Annotated in this window: 22 protein-coding genes; 9 read left to right on the forward strand and 13 right to left on the reverse strand. The window is 70.7% G+C overall.

Features of this window, described 5'->3' with window-relative positions; translation table 11 throughout:
* The first annotated feature begins 12 nt into the window (after positions 1-12).
* From AB0D14_RS30305 to AB0D14_RS30320, 4 genes are all read left to right on the forward strand, one after another.
* Positions 13-720 carry a hypothetical protein gene (locus tag AB0D14_RS30305; protein WP_362785449.1) on the forward strand — a complete coding sequence of 236 codons (708 nt, stop codon included), beginning with the start codon at positions 13-15 and terminating at the stop codon, positions 718-720.
* Complete coding sequence (locus AB0D14_RS30310) at positions 717-1,484, forward strand: glycerophosphodiester phosphodiesterase (RefSeq protein ID WP_362785452.1); 768 nt, start codon at positions 717-719, stop codon at positions 1,482-1,484. Before AB0D14_RS30305 ends, AB0D14_RS30310 begins: the two co-directional genes overlap by 4 nt.
* Before the next feature lie 93 nt (positions 1,485-1,577).
* Positions 1,578-2,939 (forward strand): MFS transporter, encoded by a 1,362-nt coding sequence (locus AB0D14_RS30315; RefSeq protein WP_362785455.1) that lies wholly within the window; start codon positions 1,578-1,580, stop codon positions 2,937-2,939.
* Between the two features lie 255 nt (positions 2,940-3,194).
* Positions 3,195-3,569, forward strand: coding sequence for an RNA polymerase-binding protein RbpA (locus AB0D14_RS30320; protein ID WP_307134522.1), 375 nt, complete (start codon positions 3,195-3,197; stop codon positions 3,567-3,569).
* A 254-nt stretch (positions 3,570-3,823) separates the two neighbouring features.
* Here AB0D14_RS30320 and fxsA read toward each other — a convergent pair whose 3' ends face one another.
* The 4 genes from fxsA to AB0D14_RS30340 all read right to left on the reverse strand — a co-directional run bounded on the left by fxsA (position 3,824) and on the right by AB0D14_RS30340 (position 8,020).
* The gene (gene fxsA / locus AB0D14_RS30325) at positions 3,824-4,405 is read right to left on the reverse strand and encodes an FxsA family membrane protein (protein WP_362785458.1); all 582 of its coding nucleotides are present in this window, start codon (positions 4,403-4,405) and stop codon (positions 3,824-3,826) included.
* Positions 4,406-4,532: 127 nt separating this feature from the next.
* Positions 4,533-5,300 (reverse strand): polyprenol monophosphomannose synthase, encoded by a 768-nt coding sequence (locus tag AB0D14_RS30330; protein ID WP_362785461.1) that lies wholly within the window; start codon positions 5,298-5,300, stop codon positions 4,533-4,535.
* 514 nt (positions 5,301-5,814) lie between these two features.
* Positions 5,815-7,503 (reverse strand): amidohydrolase, encoded by a 1,689-nt coding sequence (locus AB0D14_RS30335; protein ID WP_362785464.1) that lies wholly within the window; start codon positions 7,501-7,503, stop codon positions 5,815-5,817.
* A 76-nt stretch (positions 7,504-7,579) separates the two neighbouring features.
* Positions 7,580-8,020: an Lrp/AsnC family transcriptional regulator gene (locus AB0D14_RS30340; protein ID WP_362785467.1), complete on the reverse strand. Its 441-nt coding sequence runs from the start codon at positions 8,018-8,020 to the stop codon at positions 7,580-7,582.
* A 223-nt stretch (positions 8,021-8,243) separates the two neighbouring features.
* On the opposite strand from AB0D14_RS30340, the gene AB0D14_RS30345 reads away from it, so the two are divergent.
* Positions 8,244-8,681 (forward strand): hypothetical protein, encoded by a 438-nt coding sequence (locus AB0D14_RS30345; RefSeq protein ID WP_362785470.1) that lies wholly within the window; start codon positions 8,244-8,246, stop codon positions 8,679-8,681.
* A 60-nt stretch (positions 8,682-8,741) separates the two neighbouring features.
* Here the strand turns inward: AB0D14_RS30345 and AB0D14_RS30350 are convergent, their stop codons facing one another.
* Both AB0D14_RS30350 and AB0D14_RS30355 read right to left on the reverse strand, forming a co-directional pair.
* Entirely contained in the window at positions 8,742-9,836 is a 1,095-nt protein-coding gene (locus AB0D14_RS30350; RefSeq protein WP_362785473.1) for a phosphotransferase family protein, read from the reverse strand.
* 24 nt (positions 9,837-9,860) lie between these two features.
* Positions 9,861-10,985: a hypothetical protein gene (locus AB0D14_RS30355; RefSeq protein ID WP_362785476.1), complete on the reverse strand. Its 1,125-nt coding sequence runs from the start codon at positions 10,983-10,985 to the stop codon at positions 9,861-9,863.
* Between the two features lie 447 nt (positions 10,986-11,432).
* On the opposite strand from AB0D14_RS30355, the gene AB0D14_RS30360 reads away from it, so the two are divergent.
* Positions 11,433-11,639 (forward strand): hypothetical protein, encoded by a 207-nt coding sequence (locus tag AB0D14_RS30360; protein ID WP_362785478.1) that lies wholly within the window; start codon positions 11,433-11,435, stop codon positions 11,637-11,639.
* Here the strand turns inward: AB0D14_RS30360 and AB0D14_RS30365 are convergent.
* A complete protein-coding gene (locus tag AB0D14_RS30365; protein ID WP_362785480.1) occupies positions 11,602-12,777 on the reverse strand; it encodes an acyl-CoA dehydrogenase family protein in 1,176 nt (391 codons plus the stop codon). The two genes, AB0D14_RS30360 and AB0D14_RS30365, sit on opposite strands and share 38 nt — an antisense overlap.
* Positions 12,778-13,097: 320 nt before the next feature.
* On the opposite strand from AB0D14_RS30365, the gene AB0D14_RS30370 reads away from it, so the two are divergent.
* Positions 13,098-14,375, forward strand: coding sequence for a glycoside hydrolase family 18 protein (locus AB0D14_RS30370; RefSeq protein ID WP_362785482.1), 1,278 nt, complete (start codon positions 13,098-13,100; stop codon positions 14,373-14,375).
* A gap of 54 nt (positions 14,376-14,429) precedes the next feature.
* On the opposite strand, the gene AB0D14_RS30375 is transcribed toward AB0D14_RS30370, so the two are convergent.
* A complete protein-coding gene (locus AB0D14_RS30375; RefSeq protein ID WP_362785485.1) occupies positions 14,430-14,576 on the reverse strand; it encodes an SCO1431 family membrane protein in 147 nt (48 codons plus the stop codon).
* A gap of 235 nt (positions 14,577-14,811) precedes the next feature.
* On the reverse strand, positions 14,812-16,191 hold the full coding sequence (locus AB0D14_RS30380; RefSeq protein WP_362785487.1) for a peptidase C39 family protein: 1,380 nt from the start codon (positions 16,189-16,191) through the stop codon (positions 14,812-14,814).
* Positions 16,192-16,421: 230 nt separating this feature from the next.
* On the opposite strand from AB0D14_RS30380, the gene AB0D14_RS30385 reads away from it, so the two are divergent.
* A complete protein-coding gene (locus AB0D14_RS30385; RefSeq protein ID WP_362785596.1) occupies positions 16,422-17,048 on the forward strand; it encodes a hypothetical protein in 627 nt (208 codons plus the stop codon).
* A 432-nt stretch (positions 17,049-17,480) separates the two neighbouring features.
* The gene (locus AB0D14_RS30390; protein WP_362785489.1) at positions 17,481-19,352 is read left to right on the forward strand and encodes an AAA family ATPase; all 1,872 of its coding nucleotides are present in this window, start codon (positions 17,481-17,483) and stop codon (positions 19,350-19,352) included.
* Positions 19,353-19,492: 140 nt separating this feature from the next.
* Here AB0D14_RS30390 and AB0D14_RS30395 read toward each other — a convergent pair whose 3' ends face one another.
* The 4 genes from AB0D14_RS30395 to hisG form a co-directional block, all read right to left on the reverse strand.
* Complete coding sequence (locus AB0D14_RS30395) at positions 19,493-20,593, reverse strand: hemolysin family protein (protein ID WP_362785491.1); 1,101 nt, start codon at positions 20,591-20,593, stop codon at positions 19,493-19,495.
* Positions 20,590-21,975, reverse strand: a complete 1,386-nt coding sequence (locus tag AB0D14_RS30400) for a hemolysin family protein (protein WP_362785494.1) — start codon at positions 21,973-21,975, stop codon at positions 20,590-20,592. The genes AB0D14_RS30395 and AB0D14_RS30400 overlap by 4 nt, the downstream gene beginning before the upstream one ends.
* Positions 21,976-22,174: 199 nt before the next feature.
* Positions 22,175-22,651 (reverse strand): PH domain-containing protein, encoded by a 477-nt coding sequence (locus AB0D14_RS30405; protein WP_362785497.1) that lies wholly within the window; start codon positions 22,649-22,651, stop codon positions 22,175-22,177.
* A 14-nt stretch (positions 22,652-22,665) separates the two neighbouring features.
* Positions 22,666-23,523, reverse strand: a complete 858-nt coding sequence (hisG, locus tag AB0D14_RS30410; RefSeq protein ID WP_362785499.1) for an ATP phosphoribosyltransferase — start codon at positions 23,521-23,523, stop codon at positions 22,666-22,668.
* Positions 23,524-23,546 lie beyond the last annotated feature (23 nt).

A 23,546-nucleotide genomic window follows, 5' to 3' on the forward strand; every position in this document is an offset into this window, starting at 1 on the left:
CCACATGGTGCCATGAGGCAGTCCACTAGCACCACCAGGGAGCACGTCTTGTCCATTCCGCCGCCGGAGCCGTCCAGGCATCTCACCCGCCGACTCCTCCAGCTGTACGTGGGCCTGGCCCTGTACGGAGCGAGTTCGGCCCTCCTCGTCGAGGCGGGCCTGGGTCTTGAGCCCTGGGGAGTGCTGCACCAGGGCCTCGCCGAGCTGACCGGGCTGACCATCGGCGTCGTGTCGATCTTCGTGGGAGCCATCGTTCTCCTCCTGTGGATCCCGCTGCGCCAGCGCCCGGGCCTCGGCACGGTGTCCAACGTCTTCGTGGTCGGCATCGCGATGGACGGCACGCTCGCCCTGGTCCCGGAGGCACACGCCCTCGCGGTCCGTGTCCCGCTGATGGCGGCGGGGATCCTGCTCAACGGCGTGGCGACCGGCCTCTACATAGCGGCCAGGTTCGGTCCGGGCCCGCGCGACGGCCTGATGACGGGGTTCCATCGGCGCACCGGCCGTTCGATCCGTCTGGTGCGCACGGCCCTCGAAGTGGCGGTCGTCGCGACGGGCTTCGCCCTCGGCGGCACGGTGGGCGTGGGCACGGTCCTGTACGCGGTGGCCATCGGGCCGCTGGCCCAGCTCTTCCTGCGGGTGTTCGCCGTCCCTCCGGCATCACCGCGCGGCAGCACGGTCGTTGCCACCGGGCCGTCGGAGGGGGCGATACTGCGCGGGTGATCCCGCGCGTACGCCACCCCTACCTCGACCATCCCGGGCCCATACCCTTCGCCCACCGGGGCGGAGCCGCCGACGGCCTGGAGAACACCGTGGCCCAGTTCCGCCGCGCGGTCGGGGCCGGCTACCGGTACATCGAGACCGATGTACACGCCACGGTGGACGGAAAACTCGTCGCCTTCCACGACGCGACACTGGACCGGGTGACCGACGGGGCGGGACGGATAGCGGACCTCCCCTGGGACGACGTACGCCACGCGCGCGTGGCGGGCACCGAACCGCTCCCGCTGTTCGAGGAGCTGCTGGAGACCTTCCCCGAGGTCCGCTGGAACGTCGACGTCAAGGCGGAGCCCGCGCTGCAGCCGCTCCTCGACCTGATCCGGCGCACCGACTCCTGGGACCGCGTCTGCGTCGGCTCCTTCTCCGAGGCGCGGGTCGCCCGCGCCCAGCGCCTGGCCGGCCCGCGCCTGGCCACCTCGTACGGCACCCGGGGCGTACTGGGGCTGCGCCTGCGGTCATGGGGCGTGCCCGCCGCACTGCGGCGCTCGGCGGTCTGCACCCAGGTTCCCGAGGCCCAGTCGGGTGTCCCGGTGGTCGACCGCCGCTTCGTGCGCGCCGCCCACGCGCGCGGGCTGCAGGTTCACGTGTGGACGGTCAACGAAGCCGAGCGGATGCACCGGCTTCTGGACCTGGGGGTCGATGGCATCATGACCGATCACATCGAGACGTTGCGCGGCGTCCTGGAGGACCGTGGCAGCTGGGTCTGACGGCCCGGCGCACCGCGCGGCGTCCGCATACGCGGCCCCGGCGCACCGCGCGGCGTCCGCGTACGGGGACACGACGGGGAAGCGAGGGCACGGGTGGGTACCGACACCGTGCAGGAACGGGCGGCCGCCGGGGCCACCGAACGGCGGCGCGAGCAACGCGGCTGGTACTTCTACGACTGGGCCTGCTCCGTCTATTCGACGAGCGTGCTCACCGTGTTCCTCGGCCCTTATCTGACGTCGATCGCCAAGGCGGCCGCGGACCCGGACGGATTCGTGCACCCGCTGGGGATTCCCCTGCGCGCGGGCTCCTTCTTCGCCTACTGCGTGTCGGCGTCCGTGCTTCTGTCGATCTTCGTGATGCCGCTGGCGGGTGCGGCGGCCGACCGCAGCGGCCGCAAGAAGCCGCTCCTCGCGCTGGCCGCCTATCTGGGCGCGGCGGCCACCGCGGGCATGTTCTTCCTGGACGGCGACCGCTATCTGCTGGGCGGCCTCCTGCTCATCGTGGCCAATGCCTCACTGGCCGTCTCGATGGTGCTCTACAACTCCTATCTGCCGCAGATCGCCCCGCCCGAGGAGCGTGACGCCGTCTCGTCGAGGGGCTGGGCCTTCGGCTACGCGGCGGGCGCGCTGGTCCTGGTGGCGAACCTGGTGCTCTACACCGCCCACGACAGCTTCGGCGTCTCGGAGGCGATGGCGGTCCGCATCTGTCTGGCCTCGGCGGGCATCTGGTGGGGCGCCTTCACCCTCATTCCGCTCAAGCGGCTGCGCGACCGCCGCACAGCCTCCCCCGGCCCGGGCTCTCCTGGTGCACCCAGGCCCGGCTGGCGGCAACTGGCCGCCACTGTGCGCGACCTGCGCCGCCAACCGCTGACGCTCGCCTTCCTGCTCGCGTACCTCGTCTACAACGACGGCATCCAGACGGTCATCTCGCAGGCCTCCGTGTACGGCTCCGAGGAGCTGGGACTCGACCAGTCGACGCTGATCGTCGCCGTGCTGCTGGTCCAGCTGCTCGCGGTGGCCGGAGCTCTCGGGATGGGACGACTGGCCCGGACGTACGGCACCAAACGGACCATTCTGGGCTCCCTGGTCGCCTGGACCCTCACGCTGGGCGCCGGATACTTTCTGCCCGCGGGAGCCCCCGTCTGGTTCTTCGCCCTCGCCGCCGGCATCGGGCTCGTCCTCGGCGGCAGCCAGGCCCTGTCCCGGTCCCTGTTCTCGCATCTGGTGCCGCCCGGCAAGGAGGCCGAGTACTTCGCGGCGTACGAGATGAGCGACCGGGGCATGAGCTGGCTGGGGCCGCTCCTGTTCGGCCTGACCTACCAGCTGACCGGAAGTTACCGGGACGCGATCATCTCGCTCGTGGCCTTCTTCGTGCTGGGGTTCGTGCTGCTCGCGCGGGTTCCGGTGCGCCGGGCGGTGCGCGATGCGGGCAACCCCGTTCCGGCGAGGATTTAGCGCTCGGAGCCAAAGGGCGGTAGTGTACGCGTTTGGCCTGCCAGGCGTACCGTTACTGCGCGTCAAAGATGCCGCAACACTGTGTCACATCTGCTGTCAGATGTGACAAACCGGGCGCAGGTGGGTACTACAAGGGCGGCTACGACGGCGATGCACGACCCGGAACGGGAATCTTTACCGCCGATCGGGCGTTGACCGTGATGACGACGACAGCGACACCTGTCCTGTGGGCGACAAGCCCGGGAGGCACGATTCATGAGTGAGCGAGCTCTTCGCGGCACGCGCCTCGTGGTGACTAGCTACGAGACGGACCGCGGCATCGACCTGGCCCCGCGCCAGGCCGTGGAGTACGCATGCGAGAAGGGCCATCGATTTGAGATGCCCTTCTCGGTGGAGGCGGAGATCCCGCCGGAGTGGGAGTGCAAGGTCTGCGGGGCCCAGGCACTCCTGGTGAACGGCGACGGCCCTGAAGAGAAGAAGGCCAAGCCCGCGCGTACGCATTGGGACATGCTGATGGAGCGGCGTACGCGGGAGGAGCTCGAAGAGGTCCTCGAAGAGCGCTTGGCCGTGCTTCGATCCGGAGCCATGAACATCGCGGTTCACCCTCGGGACAGCCGCAAGTCCGCGTAACCCCTCCGGGGGTTGGGTGGCATACACAGCACGCACGCGACCGCGGGCGCCGTACCTCTACCGGTACGGTCCCTGCGGTTTTGTGCGTCCGGGCACCTGCACGCCTGGCTTTACCGGACGCCTGCACCCTGCTTTGGCGGACGCCTATACCCGGCTTTACGGTGCGGGTCCGCCCGTGACTCGGCGCGCAGTTCCCCGCGCCCCTGGGGACGCCGCTGGGTGTCTCAGCCCGTCGGTCAGCCCGTCCTCGTCGGTCAGCCCGTCAGCGGGGGCCGCGAACCCGTGTCGTCCTGCTGCCCCCGCGGAGCGTCCTCCCGGACGACCTCGCCCTGGACGACCTTGCCGTCAGGGCGGTGTATACGAGCCTGCTGGAAGGCCTCACCGAAGGAGCCCGTGGCCTCGCGCACCTTGCGCTCGAACGTCCGCTCCGCGTAACGGCTGAGAGCCTTCTGGACCGGCGGTACCAGGAGAAGCAAGCCGAGCGCGTCGGAGATCAGGCCCGGCAGCATCAGCAGCAGGCCTCCAAGCATCATCAGGCCGTTGCCCTCGGAGTTGGTCCTGCCCTGGGGCAGCGCGCCGCTCTGCTGCTGTTGCAGCGTCTCGCTCAGCGCGCGAAAGGCCCGGCGGCCGGCCCGCTTGATCACCACGGAGCCGAGGACCAGACCGGCGACCAGCAGCAGGAAGACCGCGAAGCCGCTCGCCGCGCCCGCCACCACCGTGAGCAGCCAGATCTCCAGCACGAGCCACGCGACCATGCCCAGCGGCAGGAACCGCAGCAGCCTGGAGCGCCGGGGCCGGGCGGCGGAGGAGGACGGGATGGAAGCGCCAGTCGTCATGCCTCCAGTGTGCCTGGCCAGGGCTCAGTACGGCATAAACAAGTGATCAGCTCTGCCTGTGCGGCCTCTGTACGGCCCCTGTGCGCCAGGACCCGGCTCAGACACAGGCTGTCTCTTGCGCGGGCTCTCAGGGCTTCTTGCGCCCCAGGATGCGCCCGGCCCGCTCCCCCACGCCCCACGTGGTGACCCGCCACAGCGCCTCCACCAGGATGTCGCGGCTCATCTTGGAGTCGCCCAGCTCACGCTCTACGAAGGTGATGGGCACCTCCACCACGTGACAGCCCGCCTTGACGGCCCGACGGGCCAGGTCGACCTGGAAGCAGTAGCCCTGCGAGGAGACCTCGTCGAGGCCGAGGCGTTCCAGGGTCTCGCGACGGAAGGCCCGGTAGCCGCCGGTGACGTCACGGATCGGTACGTCGAGCAGAACGCGCGAGTACAGGCTTCCGCCCCGCGAGATGTACTCACGGGACTTGGGCCAGTTCACCACCCGGCCGCCCGGCACCCAGCGGGACCCGAGCACCAGGTCGGCGCCCTTGAGCGCGGTCAGCAGCCGGGGCAGCTCCTCGGGCCGGTGCGAGCCGTCGGCGTCCATCTCGACCAGGACGCCGTACCCGTGCTCCAGGCCCCAGCCGAAGCCCGCGAGGTAGGCGGCGCCGAGACCCTCCTTGCCCTTGCGGTGCATCACGTGGACCTGGTCGTCCTCGACGGTCAGCTCGTCGGCGAACTTCCCGGTGCCGTCGGGGCTGTTGTCGTCGGCGATCAGGACGTGCGCCGCGGGCACGGCCGCCCGCACCCGGCCGACGATCGTCTTGATGTTCTCCGCCTCGTTGAAGGTCGGGATGATCACCAAGGTCGTGCCGAGCGGACCGAACCGTCGCCCAACGCCGTCGTTCACAGCTTCCCCTTAAGACTTTCGTGCGAGAGGGGCACCACCTTAGCGAGCGCATCTCCTCACGCAGGTAAGACGTCCACTCGAAAGTCCCACAAAGGGGCCCGCGGAGGGGCGGAACTGCGGATCGGGGCCCGGCGCCCTTCGGGCCGACCTGGGGCCCGCTGGCTGCGGGTCGACCGAAAGCCGTTGTCTACTGAGCGTCCGGGCCCCACCCGGGTCACACCATCCGGCCGGAACGTTCCCTCGCCCCGTGGCACGGACGCTGGGCCTGGCTCCCAGTGGTGGTGCGCCGGTGCGGCGCACCACCCCTGACCCAACTGCGCTGCGGCGACTGCGCGGAAGTTCCCCGGTCGGACGTCCGGTGGTGGACCCGGCCGAACCTACCGGCCACCTGCCGTTCACTGTCAACAGTCGTTCGACCTGCGGGTTTTCCATTAAGTGCCTGGTCAGCGCGGAGGATACGCAGGTCGCGCGACAGGCCGTCGGACCATGATCGGCGCCGCGCCACCCCGGGACATCACTCGTCCGGCCGTACGAATACGGTTCGGCCGCCCACCACGGTGCGCAGGCAGACGGGCAGGCTCGCGCCGGGTGACAGGTCGGGCAGACCCGGGGTGCCGGAGCGGGGGTCGGTCGACCAGCGGGCCACCCGGTCGTCCGGGGCCTGGACCACGAGTTCGCCGGTACGCCACACGGCGTAGTCCGCGGGCGCGCCCGGCACCAGGACGCCCGCGTCGTCCCGGCCGACCGCCCGCCAGCCGCCCCGCGTGTGCGCCGTGAAGGCGGCTCGGACGGACACCCGGTGCTCAGGCGTTCGGTGGAAGCCCGCGGCGCGGACGGTGCCCCACGGGTCGAGCGGTGTGACGGGGCTGTCCGAGCCGAAGGCGAGTGGCACGCCGGCGCGCAGCAGGGCGGCGAACGGGTTGAGCGTACGAGCCCGCTCGGCACCCAGGCGCTCGGCGTACATGCCGTCCTCGCCGCCCCACAGCGCGTCGAAGGCCGGCTGGACGGAGGCGGTGAGCCCGAGGTCGGCGAAGCCGGCGATCGTCTCGGGCGTGAGCATCTCGGCGTGCTCGACCCGGTGACGGGCGGCGCGTACACGGGCCAGGCCGACCTTCTCCGCCGCTGCGCGCATGCCGTCGACCACGGAGGCCACAGCGGCGTCCCCGATGGCGTGGAAGCCCGCCTGGAGCCCCGCCTCGGTGCACGCCACCACATGCGCGGCGACGGCGGCGGTGTCCAGGTAGGCGGTGCCCGTGTGGGCCGCGTCGGTGTACGGCCGGTACAGACAGGCCGTGTGCGAACCGAGTGCGCCGTCCACGAAGAGGTCGCCCGCGGCGCCGGCCGCTCCCAGCGCGCGGGCCTTGGCGACGTCCTGCTCGGCCCAGTAACCGACGACGCGGGGGCCCGCCTCCTCGGCGGCGAGCCGCAGCAGTCCGGTGAAGTCGTCCTCGGAGGAGATCTCCGGGCCCGCGCACTCGTGCACGGATCCGATGCCGAGCGAGGCCGCGTGCCGCAGGGCGGCGCGCTGGGCCTCAGTGCGCTGCTGCGGGGTCACGCCCGCGAACGCCGCGGCCCGTACGGCGTGATGGGCGTCGCGGGTGAGCGGTTCGCCGTCCTGGAATCCGGCTGCCCCGCGTACGCCCGGCACCGTGTCCAGCAGAGCCGTGGTGGCGACGGCCGAGTGGACGTCGATCCGGCTGAGGTACAGCGGGCGCCCGCCGGTGGCCTCGTCCAGCTCGTCGCGCCGCGGGGGCCGCCGCTCGGGCCAGCGGGAGGCGTCCCAGCCGTGGCCGAGGAGCGTGCGGTCGGCGGGACGGGAGGCCGCGAAGTCCCGTACGCGGGCCAGCGCTTCGCCGAGGGTGCGGGCGCCCGAGAGGTCGAGGCCGGTGAGGGCGAGGCCGGTGGCCGTGGTGTGCACGTGCGCGTCGGTGAACGCCGGGGTGACGAGTGCGCCTTCGAGGTCCACCACCTCGTCGACGCCGTCCGAGAACGCGTCGGCGGCGCCCTCCGAGCCGACCCAGGCGACCTGTCCGCGTTCCACGACCATCGCGGTGGCGAACGGGTCGGCGGGGCTGTGGACTTCCCCGCCGCGCAGCAGCACGGTCAGCGCTCCGCCGGAACCGTCGTCCTGGCCGGGCGGTGTCGTGCGCGGCGCCCCTGAGGGGGCGCGGTCCGGCTCGGGGTCGGTGGTGCTGTCACTCATGGGGAACAGTCTCGCCCCTCGGCGGGACCGCCCGGCGCGCGGGTCCCGGCACCGTCCCGGCACAAGGGGGCAGCCGTCAGATCTTCGGCGGCCGTGCCTCGTACGGCGTCGAGAGGACCACCGTCGTCCGGGTGGACACCCCTGCCAGCGTGCGCACGCGCGCGAGGAGCTCCTCCAGCTCGTGCGGTGTCGAGACGCGGACCTTGAGGATGTAGTTCTCGTCGCCGGCGACGCTGTGGCAGGCCTCGATCTCCGGGACGCCGGCCAGGCGTTCGGCGATGTCGTCCGGAGCGCTGGGGTCGAAGGGTTTCACCGAGATGAAGGCGGTCAGCGGCAGTCCCACGGCCTCCGGGTCGACGACCGCGGCGTAGCCGCGGATGGCGCCGCGCTGCTCCAGCCGGCGCACCCGCTGGTGCACGGCCGACGTGGACAGGCCCGTGGCCTTGCCCAGGTCGGTGTAGCTCATCCGCCCGTCTTCGACGAGCAGCTGCACGATGTGGCGGTCCAGCTCCTCCATGGCGGAGAACCTACAGTGCCCTTGATCCCGCCGGGTACTCGGCGGCCGACCGGGTCGGACACCTGCGGAGGCCGGCGGGCACCTGCGGGCGGCATGTGACGAACGCCACATGAAGCCGGAGGCTTCCGTGATGTTCTCGTGATTACCGCGGAGACGGGACGGGAAGTGCTTGCTGTGGCCGAGGTCGCAGTGCCTCGTCGGCCCACCACAGGGGGAGTAGCCCATGCAGAGTCTGAAGCGTCCTGGTCGTTCCGCGCCCAAGCGGCAGCAGCCGGTCGTCGAGCCCCAGCCGGAGGGCGTCGAACCGGACGCCCTGGACGGCGAGGAGCTCGACGCGTACGACACCTTCGAGATGTACCGGGTGATCTGCCCGGACTGCACTCAGCCCATCGCGCTCCTGGCGGACGAGGAGAGCCTGCCGGAGCACGCGCTCTGCGCGTCGCCGTGGAACCCCTTCGGGCTCACGGTCTGCGCCGGTACGGGCCGCGCGGCGGCCGACGCCCGGCCCGCGGACGAGACGCTCGAGGTCCAGGAGCAGGACACCGCTCTGCTGTTGACGCTCCCCCAGGGCCTCGACTGGCGGACCCAGCCCTTCTCGCACGTCGGCGGCGTCGGCTCACGGCCTCTGCGGGTGCCGGTGATGCGGTCCGAGGCCGCCTGAGCGCTTCTGCGGCGCGTCCGACACGCCCCGGTCCGGCCCGGTCCCTGCCGCTCGGGGCCCTCAGTTCCCGTAACTGCCCTGCACCATGGCTCGCAGGCTGTCGTGGTGCAGGATCAGGGTGTCCGGGTCCGCGGGAACGGCCGCCTCACCGAAGTGCACCTGCCGGTAGGCGACGCGCAGCATGACGACGGCGTGCCGCAGAGCCGCGTACAGGATGTGGAAGTCCATGTCCCGCGGTGTGTGGCCGGTGAGCCGGGCGTAGCGCGCCTCCAGCCGGTCCCGGTGCAGGAAGCCCGGCAGACCGTGCTGCCCGAAGCTCACCGTGAGGTCCTGGAAGAAGCGGTGCAGGTAGATCATCCAGCCGAGGTCGACCTCGCGCGGGCCCAGCGCCGCCATCTCCCAGTCGAGAACGGCGGCGGGTTCGAAGCCGTCGTAGATGACGTTTCCGATGCGCGCATCACCCCAGCTGAGCGCCGTTTCGCCCTCGTCCCGCGGCCAGAGTGCGTCGAGCCGGTCGAAGGCGTGCTCGATGAGGGGCGAGCGTGACAGCCCGTCAATCACCCATTCGTAGTAGGCATGTTGGGCCTCCACGTGACGTCGCAGAGGGCTGCCGGAGCCGGGCGCCGCGAGGAACCCGGCTTCCTTCACCGGGGCCTGGTCGTGCAGCCGGGCGAGGAGCCCGACCGAAGCCGCCTCCAGCCGATCGCGCTCGGCGTCGGTCGCCGCGTGCAGCCAGTTCCCTTCGTACGTGTAGGGCATGACGTCGGGCGGCACGCGGCCTTCGACGCGCTCCATGACGAAGAAGGGCGCCCCGAGCGGCCCCGGGTCCTCCTCCAGCCACAGCACGCGCGGCACCGGAACGTCCGTGTGCTCGGCCACCAGCCGCATCGTGCGGTACTGACGCGGCAGGTCGTAGACCGGGAACACGGTGTACGCCGCCGGGTCCGCCGCGAGCCTCAACGCGCAGGCACGCAACGGGGGTTCGGGGTGTTCGATGTCGAAGAGCAGGGTCTCGCTCGACAGTCCGTTGGACTCGGGGACGCGGACGTGGACCGCCTCGGCGCCGGGCAGCCGGCCGGCGAGCCAGGCGGTCAGCCGTCGTGCCAGCGCGTCGGGGTCACGGGTCGTCGTACGGGGACGGGGTGCCGTCGCCATGTCACCACTCCCTCAGAGCCTGCGTCACGGCGCGACCGAGTCGAAACCGGTGAACCCGCTCGGGTCGTGCCGCCCGAACGAGCCGTGCTCGAAGATCCCGTAGCCCCGCTGCCCGTCGAGGGTGAAGCGGGCCGCGTGGTCGGTCACTCCGTACGCGGCGAGCCCGAGAGCGGCCGGGTCGGAGAGGTCGTACGTGCGGCGGTCGGTCCAGTTCCTGCCCTGCCAGGTGCCGTGCTGCCAGTCCTCGGCGGGCGGGTAGCCCGCGCCGACGGCGAGTGGGGAGGAGGCCAGGATCTCGGCGCCCAGTTCGAGCGGCTTGCGGGGATCTCCGAGGTGGATGGTCGCCCGCTCCGGGTGACGGGTGCCGCTCCGGTAACTGATCTCGGCCTGCGGCCAGCCGAGTTGGCGGTCCCGCTGTCCGTCCTGTACGAGCGTCGCGTCGTTCAGGGTCCGGTAGCCGTCGGCGTCCTCCTGGGTGACGACCATCAGGAAGCGCTCCTCGAAGCGGACGGGGCACCAGAGCCAGTGGAAGCCCTCGGTCCGGTGTTCCTCGGCCAACCGGCCGCCCTCCTCGCCGGGGAGCGGGCGCGTGCCCCAACTGCGGTCGCGCGTGCCGGTCCAGCCGTCGCCGGACAACCGTATCTCCTCCCCCGCGACCCGGATCCAGCCGTCGCACCGGCCCGCCTGGACGAAGCGCCTGCCCTCCAATGTGAGGCGGGCGCCCCTGCGTTGCAGGTGATGCGGTTCCCACAGTGCGGGAAAGTCCGCGGACCAGTTGATCTCGTACGACAGTCCGTCCGGGTCGTCGGGGTCGGCCGCGCAGCTCAGGACGAAGTCCTTCAGGGGGCGTTCGACGAGGATCCGGAGCGGGCCGACGGCCTGCTTCATCCGGGTGTCGTCGTCCAGCGCGTCCGAGGCGCGCACGGCGTGCAGGGTGTCACCGACGCGCAGGGTCGCGTACGCGTCGATGACGCCGACGTTCGGGTACACCCCGAGCCCGAGGACGAGCAGCGCCCGGCCCCGGTGGTCGAAGACGTGGAAGATGCACCGGTCGTAGGCGTTCCGGTCCCCTGTCGCCACGTGCTTCATCGACAGGGGGACCTGGTGCACGGGGTACTCGTCGAGAGCTACGGGACGGTCGTCGGGCATCGGCTGCCTCCCGGGGCACGCGGTGCGGACGCCGCCCGCGGAGCGGAGAGACGGGGCGGGCCGTGGCGGCGGAGTTGACGGTACGTCAGAAGACCGCGGGGGGCCAGAGCCCGGGAGCCCCGGGGCCCTCTGACCCCGGGCCCGAGCACCCGCGAACTCACAGGCGAATCAGCCCATCGGTGACCTGCCCGCCCCGTGGCGCGTTGGCCCGGTATGACCCATACGTACTCAGAGACCTACACAGGGACATACGCGGACACATACCCGGAGACGGGCCGTCGCCGCGGATATTTTCCCCCCTTCGCGGAAGCGCTTTCCCAAGGAGGTCAAGGGACCCAGGGGATTCACGGGACTCACTGGATCCAAGGAACCCAAGGGACCCAAGGGGCCCAGATGAACCAGAGGTCCCAAGAGACACAGTGGCCACAGGAGACACGATGGACGCGGGTGACTCAACTGCCACGGAAGCCCCACGTATCTCCCCAGCCCCCGGACCCTCCCATCTACCGCGCCATGGTCCGCGCGTGGTCCGACCTCGGCCGGACCCTGCCGGGCCTCCACGACGCGGAGTGGGCGAGGCTGGTGACCCCTTCGGCGTTGTACGGGTACGGACGGTTCAGCGCGACTCGGGACCCGCGAGGTGACGGGCGATGACCATCCGCTGGATCTGGTTGGTGCCCTCGACGATCTGCAGCACCTTGGCCTCGCGCATGTACCGCTCGACAGGGAAGTCAGCGGTGTAGCCGTATCCGCCGAGCACCTGCACGGCGTCGATGGTGACCTGCATCGCGGCATCGGTGCAGAACAGCTTCGCCATGGCCGCCTGCCTGGCGAAGGGCCGTCCCGCGTCACGCAGCCGTGCCGCGGTGAGGTACAGCGAGCGCCCCGCCTCGATCCGCGTCGCCATGTCCGCGAGCATGAAGCGCAGGCCCTGGAAGTCCGCGATCGGCCGGCCGAACTGCTCGCGTCCCGTGGCGTAGGCGACCGCCTCGTCCAGCGCGGCCTGGGCGACTCCGACGGCGCACGCCGCGATGCCGAGCCGGCCGGAGTCCAGCGCGGACAGGGCGACCGCGAAGCCCTGCCCCTCCTCGCCGATGCGCCGGTCGTCGGAGATCCGCACCCCGTCGAAGTGGACCTGGGCGGTGGGCGAGCCCTTCATGCCCATCTTCTTCTCGGGCGCCGCGGCGCTCAGCCCCTCGGCGTCACCGGGCACCAGGAACGCCGTGATGCCCCGCGCCCCCTCGCCGCCGGTCCGCGCGAGCACGGTACAGAAGTCGGCGACCCCGCCGTGTGTGATCCAGGCCTTGGTACCGGTGAGCACCCACGATCCCCCGCCGTCCCGTACAGCCTTCGTACGCAGCGACGCCGCGTCCGAGCCGGACGCGGGCTCGGAGAGACAGTAGGCCCCCAGGAGACCGCCGCCGAGCATCTTCGGGAGGTGCTCGGCCCGCTGCTCCTTGGTGCCGTAGTTGGCGAGGGCGTGGCAGGCGAGTGAGTGCACGCTGACCCCGAGGCCCACGGTGAGGCGAGCCGCGGCGAGTTCTTCGAGCACCTGCAGATAGACCTCGTACGGCTGGCCTCCGCCGCCGTACTCGACGCCGTAGGGAAGGCCGAGCAGTCCCGACTCCGAGAGCAGGGTGAAGGTCTCGCGCGGGAAGTGTCCGGCGTCCTCCTCCCCGGCAGCCTTCGGGGCGATCTCACGCTGCGCGATGTCACGGACGAGCGAGATCAGATCCCGGGCCTCGTCCGTGGGCAGTTGACGGTCCACCGGCTGCGGGGCGCGGTCAGGCATGGTGACGCTCTCCTCCCTGTCGGGCACATCGGCGAACGCACACCTGGATGGGGCTGCCCCGCCGGGTCTCACTGGTCACAGGCGATGCTCGCGTCTCCGGGTCTCGGAAGCGGCTGATCAGCGGCTGTGCGCAGTGAGTATGCCCGATCGGTGGCATCGAGTCACCAGTTAACGACCGCTTACTCAAGAGTAAAGAATCCATGGACCGATTGGTACGAACCATTGACCAACTGGTCTAGTCCTCCTACTGTTTCGCTCCAACGCTTCACCGCGTTCATGCCAATCGACGCTGTTTCCCCTCTCCCCCACGAGGAGATCCGATGCTCACCTCACTGCGCCCCCGCCTCCGGTTCCGGGCGCTCCTGTCCGCCGCTTGTTGCGCCGTCCTCGGCGCGGGGCTGCTCGCCGGCGCGGGCACGGCCACCGCGGCCGGTACGACCGGGAAGACCGCCACCCCCACGGCGTCCTCTCCCACGACGGCCACCCCCGAGGTGGCCGGATCCAAGGTCGTCGGCTACTTCACCGAATGGGGGACCTACGACCGGAAATACCTGGTCAAGAACATCCAGACGTCCGGCTCCGCGGCCAAGCTGACGCACATCAACTACGCCTTCGGCAACGTCACCGGCGGCAAGTGCGCGATGGGCGACAACTACGCGGCCACCGAGCGGACCCACACCGCGGCCGAGTCGGTCGACGGGGTCGCGGACACCTGGGACCAGCCGCTGCGCGGCAACTTCAACCAGCTGCGCGAGCTGAAGAAGAAGAACCCGAACCTCAGGGTCCTCTGGTCCTTCGGCGGCTGGACCTGGTCCGGGGGCTTCACGGAGGCGGCCAGGAACCCCGCGGCCTTCGCGCAGTCCTGCTACGACCTGGTCGAGAACTCGAAGTGGGCGGACGTCTTCGACGGGATCGACATCGACTGGGAGTACCCCAACACCTGCGGCCTCACCTGTGACACCAGCGGGAAGGCCGCGTACAAGAACCTGATGTCGGCCGTCCGCGCCAAGTTCGGCGGTTCCGCGCTGGTCACCTCGGCGATTCCGGCCGACGCCACCGCAGGCGGCAAGCTCGACGCGGCGGACTACGCGGGCGCCGCCCAGTACGTCGACTGGTACAACCCGATGACGTACGACTTCTTCGGTGCCTGGGACGCGACAGGCCCCACGGCTCCGCACTCGGCACTGAACTCCTACACGGGAATCCCGAAGGCCGGCTTCCACACCTCCGCGACGATCGCCAAGCTCAAGGGCATGGGCGTCCCGGCCTCGAAGCTGCTGCTCGGCATCGGCTTCTACGGGCGCGGCTGGACCGGAGTCACCCAGGCGACGCCCGGCGGCACGGCGAGTGGCCCGGCGGCGGGAACGTACGAGCAGGGCATCGACGACTACAAGGTGCTCAAGACGAAGTGCCCGGTCACCGGCACGGTGGGCGGCACGGCGTACGCCAAGTGCGGTAACAGCTGGTGGAGTTACGACACCCCGTCGACCGTCGCCGGGAAGATGAGCTACAAGAACGCGCAGGGCCTGGGCGGCACCTTCTTCTGGGAGCTGAGCGGTGACACGTCGAACGGCGAACTGATCAGGGCGATCAACTAGCAGCGCCTGTACGGGACTTGGGGCGAGGTCGGCCGATCGGCCGGCCCCGCCCCGTCAGACCAGGCCGAGCTGGGTCACGAACATCGCGAGCACCAGTACGAAGGTCCAGCCCATGACGTGCTCGAAGATCTTCGGCCCGTCGTCCCTGGGGCCGCCCGTACGGGCACGGACGCGTCCGGCGGTGGCAGAGGTCGTGGTCATGGCAGCTCGCTCACGGTCGACTTTCGATGGCCCCCCCACCGGTTTCGACGGACTCCCCCCGACCGGTCCGTCCACCTTGACACCGGATCGGGCTTTTGCGGGGGAGAGCTTGGTCACGCCTGACGGGCGGGCGTGGGGGGCGGGCGCGACAGGGCGGTATGGCATGCATCACAGGGGCGGCCCCTCTGCGCTCTGCGCGCGAGGAGCCGCCCCTGGGCCGTACCGGCACGCGTGCTCAGCGAACGCCCACCTTCGCCAGGGCCTCGCGCTGGCGGGCCGTGGGACTGGCCGGGAAGTAGAGGTAGCAGACCCCGCCGGTGCCGGAGACGACCTTCCCGGCGGCGTTGTACCTCTTCGTGCGGAGCCAGATATTTTCCCACTCGCGCCGCTTGTAGACACGCCGTACCGCGTTGTCGTCGGGCGAGGCCGGGTCGTTGGCGATCACGTCGCCGCCGGCGGTGAAGCCGATGACCGTCATCAGGTGCCCGGCCGTGCCGTACCCCGCGCCCGTCAGCTCGGACTCGAGGAACGACTGGGACGTTATGACCGGGACACCGGCGGCGATCAGCGTCTCCAGGTCGGTGAGCGAGCCGAGCCGCGTCACCACGCCTTGAAGATCCTTGTACGTGGCCGCGTACGCCGCGTTGAAGGGCCAGTTGCCGCAGCCGTCGTACTGGTAGTCGAAGGTGAACCGTGCCGCGTGGCACACCTGCGGGTCGGCGTACTCGGGTTTGACCCAGGCCAAGTCCTTGGCCGTGGGTTTCCGCCCCCAGTACTCGATGATCATCTGGGAGGAGGTGGGGCTGCACCAGGCCTCGCCGCCGTTGTCGTACTCGGGGTACTGGCCCGCGTGGATCTCCTGCGAGTAGCGCGGCACCCTCAGCTCCCGCGCGAGACCGGGCGCCGACGCCGGGACGGTGAAGCGGTCCGGGACGTCGGAGCCCATCGCGCCGAGCCGCCAGACGGTCGGTGTCGCCTTGGTCCCGGGCTTGCGGTACAGGGTCAGCCGCAGCCGGTACGACTGCAGGCGCAGCCCCGAGGCCACGTCGTCGATGGCGAAGGTGTCCGTCCAGACGCTGCTCTTGCCGTCGCTCTGGTCGTCCACCGAGGTCCGCCTGATGTCCCGGTCGCCCGCCGCCCAGCGGCCCATCACGTACCAGGGCGCGTTGGTGCCGTCGGAGTACGTGCCCGTCAGCTCGATCTGCAGCCAGGTGCCCGCCGGGGTCCGCGCGTTCCAGGAGGCGATGACCTCGGTGGAGGGGACGGCGAGGCGGTGGACGGGGGAGGTCCAGCGCGCGTACTCCCAGGTGGCGGTCGTGCCGGTGTGCGGGTCCTGATAGGCGCTGCTGCCTCGGGGGGTACTGATCTCCAGGCCCGGGCGCGCCCCGGACACGGCACGGGTCCCTTCCGCGGTACCACCCCGCCAGTCGGTGTACGAGATCCAGGCATGGTTGTCCACGAGGCCGGAAGGTGCTTTCGACGGAGCGGCGGCCGGGGCTTTCGCGGGGCGGGCCGTCGCTTCCGCGGCGCCGGCCGGGCTCGCCGCTCCGGCGGTGGCCGCGGCCACCGCCGCGGCCAGGACGGTTCTACGGGAAGGCTGTTCAGCTCTGGTCATGGACGGGAGACCCCCAGGTGTCCGGAACGGGCTGGCCCAACTATGACCCCACTATGGAACTCGATCACGGCTTCTGCCAGCACTTCGGGTGTTGCGGCGCCGACCAATATTGGCCAAGACCAGTGATCGATCCGGGGCCGGCAACGGGCTCCTTCACCTGATCCGCCCTGTGTCGGGCCCGGTAGTGTTCCTCCGGAACACATACATATCCCCAGCGTCCAGGAACCCCCATTCACGTCCACGCGCTCGCCCACCGGCTGCACCGGCTGCCGCCCTCCTGCGGCTCCGTCCGGCTCGTCGGCGTCGACGGCCACGCGGGTTCCGGCAAGACCACGTTCGCGGAGTGTCTGGCCGGGTCGCTGGGCGGCGCCCCTGTGCTGCACCTGGACGACATCGCCACACACGAGGAACTCTTCGCGTGGACGGGGCGACTGCTCCGGGACGTCGTCGAGCCCCTGGAGCGAGGGGAGACCGCGCGCTATCGCCCGTACGACTGGCAGCTGCGCGACCTCGGGCCGGCCCGCGGCCTGCCGCCCGCGCCGGTGATCCTCGTCGAGGGGGTCGGTGCGGGACGTCGTGCGCTGCGGCCGCGTCTGGCGGGGCTGCTGTGGATGGACCTGACCCACGAGGCCGCATGGGAGCGCGGGCACCGGCGGGACGGTCCGGCCCAGAGCGACTTCTGGGAAGGGTGGGTTTCCGCGGAGCGCCGGCACTTCGCCGAAGACCCCTCGAAACCGTTCGCCGACTTTCTGGTACGGCAGTGTTCAGACGGATATGAGGTACTCCCGGGAGCCACCGGGACGCCGGCGAAGGAATCGACCGTCACTGACCGTGACGGACCGGCGGCTGTATGGTGATTTCGTGAAGGCCCCTGTCCGAGAAGTTGCCCGAGTACCTCAACTCGGCTTGACCGACAGGCCGTACAGGTCTTACGTTCTCAATACGCGGCCTTTTGGGGCCGCCTCAGAGGCGCGAAGCCCCCGGTTGTTCCCCCGTGATCGGGGGCTTCGTTCTGTCTCCTGGCGCTTTCCGGACGCTCCGAGGCGTAATTCACTCACCCTCAGTAACCACCCTGAGGCGTCCCGTCTGCTCCCACCTCGAAGAACCCGTCGTGCGGCACCCTACGGCGCGGTGCTCCCCCGCAGGTACGATGCCTCTGGTGCGACCTTCGGACGGCTGCTCTCCGCACCGCGCGCAACTCCCGTCCGCAGCACAGCGGTTCGACGAAGACTGCCGACGGGCACCGGCCCGCCCGGTGATCAACGGGGGCACGGTTTGTGGGGGACGTGATGGACTTCGGCACGCAGGGCCCCGAGGCCCCGGCCGACCTCGCCTGGCTGCGAGGTGTGGACGCCTACACGATGGGGGCCTATCCGCAGGCGGAGGAGGAGTTCCGCGCCGCGGTCCGGATGGATCCGGGAATGGCGGACGGCTGGCTCGGGCTGCACGCACTGCGCATCGACACGACGACCGCGCTGCTCCGGATGTTCCGGCACCGGGACCGCTTCGGGGAGCAGCGCACCCGCCATCGGCGCACACTCAACTCCTGGTACTGGCTGGGCTGGTGGGTACAACCTGTCCTGGAGTCGCCCCGGGATCTGCTGCTCGCGCACTCCTCCCACTGGCTCGACGGGCGTCATGTCCCGGAGCTGGACCGGGCGTTGGCGGGCCTGCCCCCGGTGGACACTGATCCCCAGGTCCGGTTCCTGCACGCCTGCCGCGCCTATCTCGTCAAGGACTGGGAGCAGTTGGTCCGGCACACGGATCCCCTGATCGACGATCCGATGCTGGGCATCGAGGCGGGCCTGTTCGGCGGTATGGCTCGGGTACGCCTGGAGATGTACGGGCAGGCCGAGCCGCTGTTGTCGTCCGCGCTGATGCGCTGTCGCAGCGAGCAGCCGCAGCGCAAGGAGCTGCGGTACTGGCTGGCGCGGGCGCACGAGGGCACGGGCCGCTCCGCGGCGGCTCTCCCCCTGTACCGGGCGGTGCACCGGGTCGACCCGGCGTTCATGGACACCTCGGCCCGGCTCGCGGCGATCTCCGAGGGCGACGGGTACGACGAGACGGCCGACCTCGCGGCGATCACGCTCACCGGGGTCGGTCAGGACATGCTGGACGGCCCCGACGGCGTCGACCCGCTGTTCGGCGCGGAGGGCCGGGACCTGAAGTTGTCGGAGCCCGGCCTGCCGCCGCCCGGCACGCCACGGGCGTCCGAGTCGGACCGGGTCCGCGAGAAGGCCATCGTGCCGGTGGTGCCACCGCATCTGCCGACCGGACCCACCGATCCCGCGCTGCTCGAAGAGGCACTCTCCGAGCTGGAGCGCATGGTCGGCCTCGAACCCGTGAAGCGCCAGGTCAAAGCGCTCTCGGCGCAGTTGAACATGGCACGGCTGCGCGCCGGTCAGGGCCTGCCGGTCCAGCCGCCGAAGCGGCACTTCGTGTTCTCCGGCCCCTCCGGCACCGGCAAGACCACCGTGGCCCGCATTCTCGGCCGGGTCTTCTACGCGCTCGGCCTGCTCGGCGGCGACCACCTCGTCGAGGCCCAGCGCGCCGACCTGGTGGGCGAGTATCTCGGCCAGACCGCCGTGAAGGCCAACGAGCTGATCGACTCGGCGATCGGCGGGGTGCTCTTCGTCGACGAGGCCTACTCGCTCTCCAACTCGGGCTACGGCAAGGGCGACGCGTACGGCGACGAGGCGCTGCAGGTCCTGCTCAAACGCGCCGAGGACAACCGCGACCACCTGGTGGTGATCCTCGCGGGTTACCCGGAGGGCATGGACCGCCTGCTGGCCGCCAACCCCGGTCTGTCGTCCCGCTTCACGACCCGCGTCGACTTCCCCTCGTACCGCCCTCTCGAGCTCACCTCGATCGGCGAGGTGCTGGCCGCGGAGAACGGCGACGTGTGGGACGAGGAAACGCTCGACGAGCTGCGCTCCATCAGCGGTCACGTCGTGGACCAGGGGTGGATCGACGAACTCGGCAACGGGCGTTTCCTGCGGACGCTGTACGAGAAGAGCTGTGCGTATCGTGATTTGCGGCTGTCGGGATATCCGGGGCATCTCACCCGGGACGATCTGTCCACGCTGCGGCTGGCCGATCTGATGCAGGCGTACGGAGAGGTGTTGTCGGGGCGGGGGCCCCAGGATCCCTCGGGCGGGTAGCCACGGGTGCGCCCACGAGCTCGGCAGCCTGGTGTCGTCTCGCGGGTGCGGCGCCGTCGTGGCTTGTCGCGCCCCGCGGCGGAGCCGCACATGTCACAGACCCGCGCCCCTGCAAGACAAGGGGCGCGGGTCTCACTGCGTCAGCTGGCCAGAGCCTGCTGCGGCGTCTCCGAGGGGTCCGGAACCTCGGAGCGGGGCTCGCTGACCCGTACCGCCCCGGAATCCCGGTGCGCCGGGTCCCGTACCTCTCCCACCAGCAGCTCCAGTACGTCCTCCAGGGCAACCAGGCCGAGCACCCGTCCGGACGCGTCGGCGACCTGCGCGAGGTGCGTCGCGGCGCGGCGCATCACGGTCAGGGCGTCGTCCAGCGGAAGTTCGGCGCTGAGGGTCGTCATGGGGCGCCAGATCTGCTGCGGCACCGCCCGCTCGGACTCCTCCAGGTCGAGTACGTCCTTCACGTGCAGATAGCCCATGACGGCGCCGTTCTCCGCGACCACCGGGAAACGCGAGTACCCGGTGCGGGCGGTGAGCGCGACGACCTGGCCCGGCGTGACCGAAGGGCCCACGCTGACCAGCGACTCGCGGCTCAGGAGGACGTCCGTGACCGGGCGGGAGCCCAGCTCCAGGGCGTCCTCCAGGCGCTCCTGCTCCGCAGGGTCGAGGAGACCGGCCTGGCCGGCGTCCTCGACGAGCCGGTTGAGCTGCTCGCTGGTGAAGACCGCCTCGACCTCGTCCCTGGGCTCGACGCGGAAGAGCTTCAGGATGACGCGGGCGCAGGCGTCGAGGCCCACGGTGACCGGCTTGCACAGCCGGGCGAAGGCGACCAGACCGGGGCTGAGCCACAGCGCGGTCTTCTCGGGGGCGGCCATCGCCAGGTTCTTCGGCAGCATCTCGCCGACCACCAGGTGGAGGAAGACCACCGCGGCGAGGGCTATGACGTACCCGAGCGGGTGGATCATGCCCTCGGGAAGGTGCACGACGTGGAAGACCGGCTCCAGGAGGTGCGCCACGGTGGGCTCGGCGACCGCGCCGAGCGTCAGCGAGCACATGGTGATGCCGAACTGCGCGGCGGCCATCATGTGCGGCAGGTTCTCCAGGCCGTACATGACCTGCCGGGCGCGTGCCGTGCCGAGCGGTTCGATCTGGCTGCGCCGTACGGAGACCAGTGCGAACTCGGCGCCGACGAAGAACCCGTTGGCGAGTACGAGCAGGCCGGCGAACAGGAGTTGGATCACGCTCATCGGACGGCCTCCACCGCGGCGGAAACAGGAGCGAAAGCGGGGCCGGGAACAGCGACGGACCCCGCGTCGGACCCGGCGGCGGAGGTCCTGACGAGCCGGACCCGCTCGGCCCGGTAGTGCCCGACCTGGCGCACCGAAAGACGCCAGCCCGGCAGTTCGGCCCGGTCGCCGGGCGCCGGGATACGTCCGAGCAGGTCGGCGACGAGGCCCGCGACCGTCTCGTACGGGCCCTCGGGGACGTCCAGACCGATGCGCTGGAGGAGGTCGACGCGGCAGCTGCCGTCGGCGTCCCAGGCGGGCCGGCCGTCCTCGGGCGGTGCCGCGGCGAGTTCCGGTACGTCCTGTCCGTCGTGCTCGTCGCGGACCTCGCCGACGAGTTCCTCGACGATGTCCTCCAGGGTGACGACACCGGCCGTGCCGCCGTACTCGTCGACGACCACGGCGATGGGCTGCTCGTTGCGCAGCCGCTCCAGGAGGGGCTGCACGGGCAGCGTCTCCGGGACGAGCAGCGGGGCCTGGGCGATTCTGGTGACCGGTGTGCGCAGCCGGTCGTGCGAGGGCACGGCGAGGGCGTCCTTCAGGTGGGCCATGCCGACGATCTCGTCGATCCGCTCCCGGTAGACGGGGAAGCGGGAGAGGCCGGTGGCACGGGTGAGGTTGACGACGTCCTCGGCGGTCGCGGAGGACTGCAGGGCGCTGACCTTCACCCGGGGGGTCATGACGTGCTGCGCGGTGAGGTCGGCCAGCGAGAGCGTACGTACGAACAGGTCGGCGGTGTCCTGCTCCAGGGCGCCGGCCCGGGCCGAGTGCCGCGCCAGGGAGACGAGCTCACCGGGTGTGCGGGCGGAGGCCAGCTCCGCGGTGGGCTCCACGCCCAGCGCCCGCACGAGCCGGTTGGCGACGGAGTTCAGCCCGGCGATCACCGGCCGGAACAGGGTCGAGAAGGCGTGCTGCGGGCCCGCGACGAACCGCGCGACCTGCAGGGGCTTGGACACCGCCCAGTTCTTGGGCACGAGTTCGCCGATCACCATCTGCACGGCCGAGGCCAGCAGCATGCCGACCACCACGGCGACCCCGGACACAGCGCCCTCGGGGATGCCGACGGCGGTGAACGGGCCGTGCAGCAGCTCGGCGAGCGCCGGTTCGGCGAGCATGCCGACGACCAGCGAGGTGATGGTGATGCCGAGCTGTGTGCCGGAGAGCTGGAAGGACAGCTCCTTGAGGGAATTGACGACGGTACGGGCCCGTCGGTCGCCCTCGGCCGCGGCCTTCTCGGCGTCGGGGCGCTCCACCGTGACGAGACCGAACTCGGCCGCCACGAAGAAGCCGTTGGCGAGGATCAACAGGAATGCCGCTCCGAGGAGCAGCAGGGGGATGGTCATGCCGCCGCCTCGATGGGTCGGGAGGGGGCGGCGCAGGTACTACAGGACGATCCGTCCATCGCTGGAGGGAGTCACTCCTCGACTAGCAGGGGGCCGATGAATTCCGGGGGGAAAGTCAGCGGCAAAGACGCAACGAAAACGCCTCCGCCAACAGATTAATCAAGATATGGGCCCGGACGGCAGGGTGGAGGGCTGAGAGTCAGCCGTGATGTTCGTCGTGCGGCCCGTCCTCCTCGCCGAGGGAGTGGGCCTCGGCGAGTGCGCGCAGGGCACGGGCGTCGCTGATGGCGTGCTGCTTGGCGATGCCCGGCTGGATGCCGAGCACGGGCAGACTGGTGCCGTCGCTGAGGTCCAGGAAGACCCACGGGTCCCCCGGACGCAGGTTGACCTGCAGGATCTCCGCCCAGGCCAGCCGTCTTGTGTTGGTGATGTTGACGACGGTGACCCCGGATTCGTCGGCGACGACCTTCGGGCGGGCCAGCAGGACGAGAACGCCGAAGAGCAGCGCCCCGGTGAAGACGAAGCTGAGCCGCTCCCCCGGACCGAGCTTCTCAAGCAGCAGTGCGACCGTGGTGATGACCACAAACATCGTGGTACCGGCGGTCAGCAGCACGGCACGGGTACGCCCGGGCCTGAAGGTCACGGGGAGAGCGGGCAGCTCTGGTACGTCCGACATGGCGAAGCTGTTCCTCAGAGGCGGCAGGCGTGGATGGCCGTGGTCAGGATGGCCCGCGCGCCGATCTCGTACAGGTCGTCCATGATCCGCTGGGCTTCCCTGGACGGGACCATGGCGCGTACGGCCACCCAGCCCTCGTTGTGGAGCGGCGAGACGGTCGGCGACTCCAGACCCGGGGTGAGCGCGACGGCCTTCTCCAACTGCTCGACGCGGCAGTCGTAGTCCATCATCACGTAGGTCCGCGCGACGAGGACGCCCTGGAGACGGCGCAGGAACTGCTGGACCTTGGGCTCGGTGTCCCCGGAGGTCTCCGCGCCGGTACGGCGGATGACGACCGCCTCGGACTTCATGATCGGCTCGCCGAAGACCTCAAGGCCCGCGTTGCGCAGCGAGGTGCCGGTCTCGACGACGTCCGCGATGACCTCGGCGACGCCGAGTTCGATGGCCGTCTCGACGGCGCCGTCGAGGTGCACGACGGACGCGTCGATACCCTGGTCGGCGAGGTACTTGGCGACGATGCCCTCGTACGAGGTGGCGACGGTCTTGCCGACGAGGTCCTCGATGGTCCTGGCCGTGCCGGGCTTGGTCGCGAAACGGAAGGTGGAGCGGGCGAAACCGAGCGGCAGGATCTCCTCGGCGTCGGCCGCGGAGTCGATGAGCAGGTCACGGCCGGTGACGCCGATGTCGAGGCGGCCGGAGGAGACGTAGATCGCGATGTCCCGGGGGCGCAGGTAGAAGAACTCGACCTCGTTCTCCGGGTCGACGATCCTGAGCTCCTTGGCCTCCCGGCGCTGCTGGTAGCCGGCCTCATGCAGCATCTCCCCCGCGGGGCCTGACAGGGAACCCTTGTTGGGGACGGCGATGCGCAGCATGAGGTCGGCTTCCTTCGTTCGTG

Origin of the sequence: Streptomyces sp. NPDC048484 (assembly GCF_040651415.1) — a bacterium.
Lineage (GTDB): Bacteria > Actinomycetota > Actinomycetes > Streptomycetales > Streptomycetaceae > Streptomyces.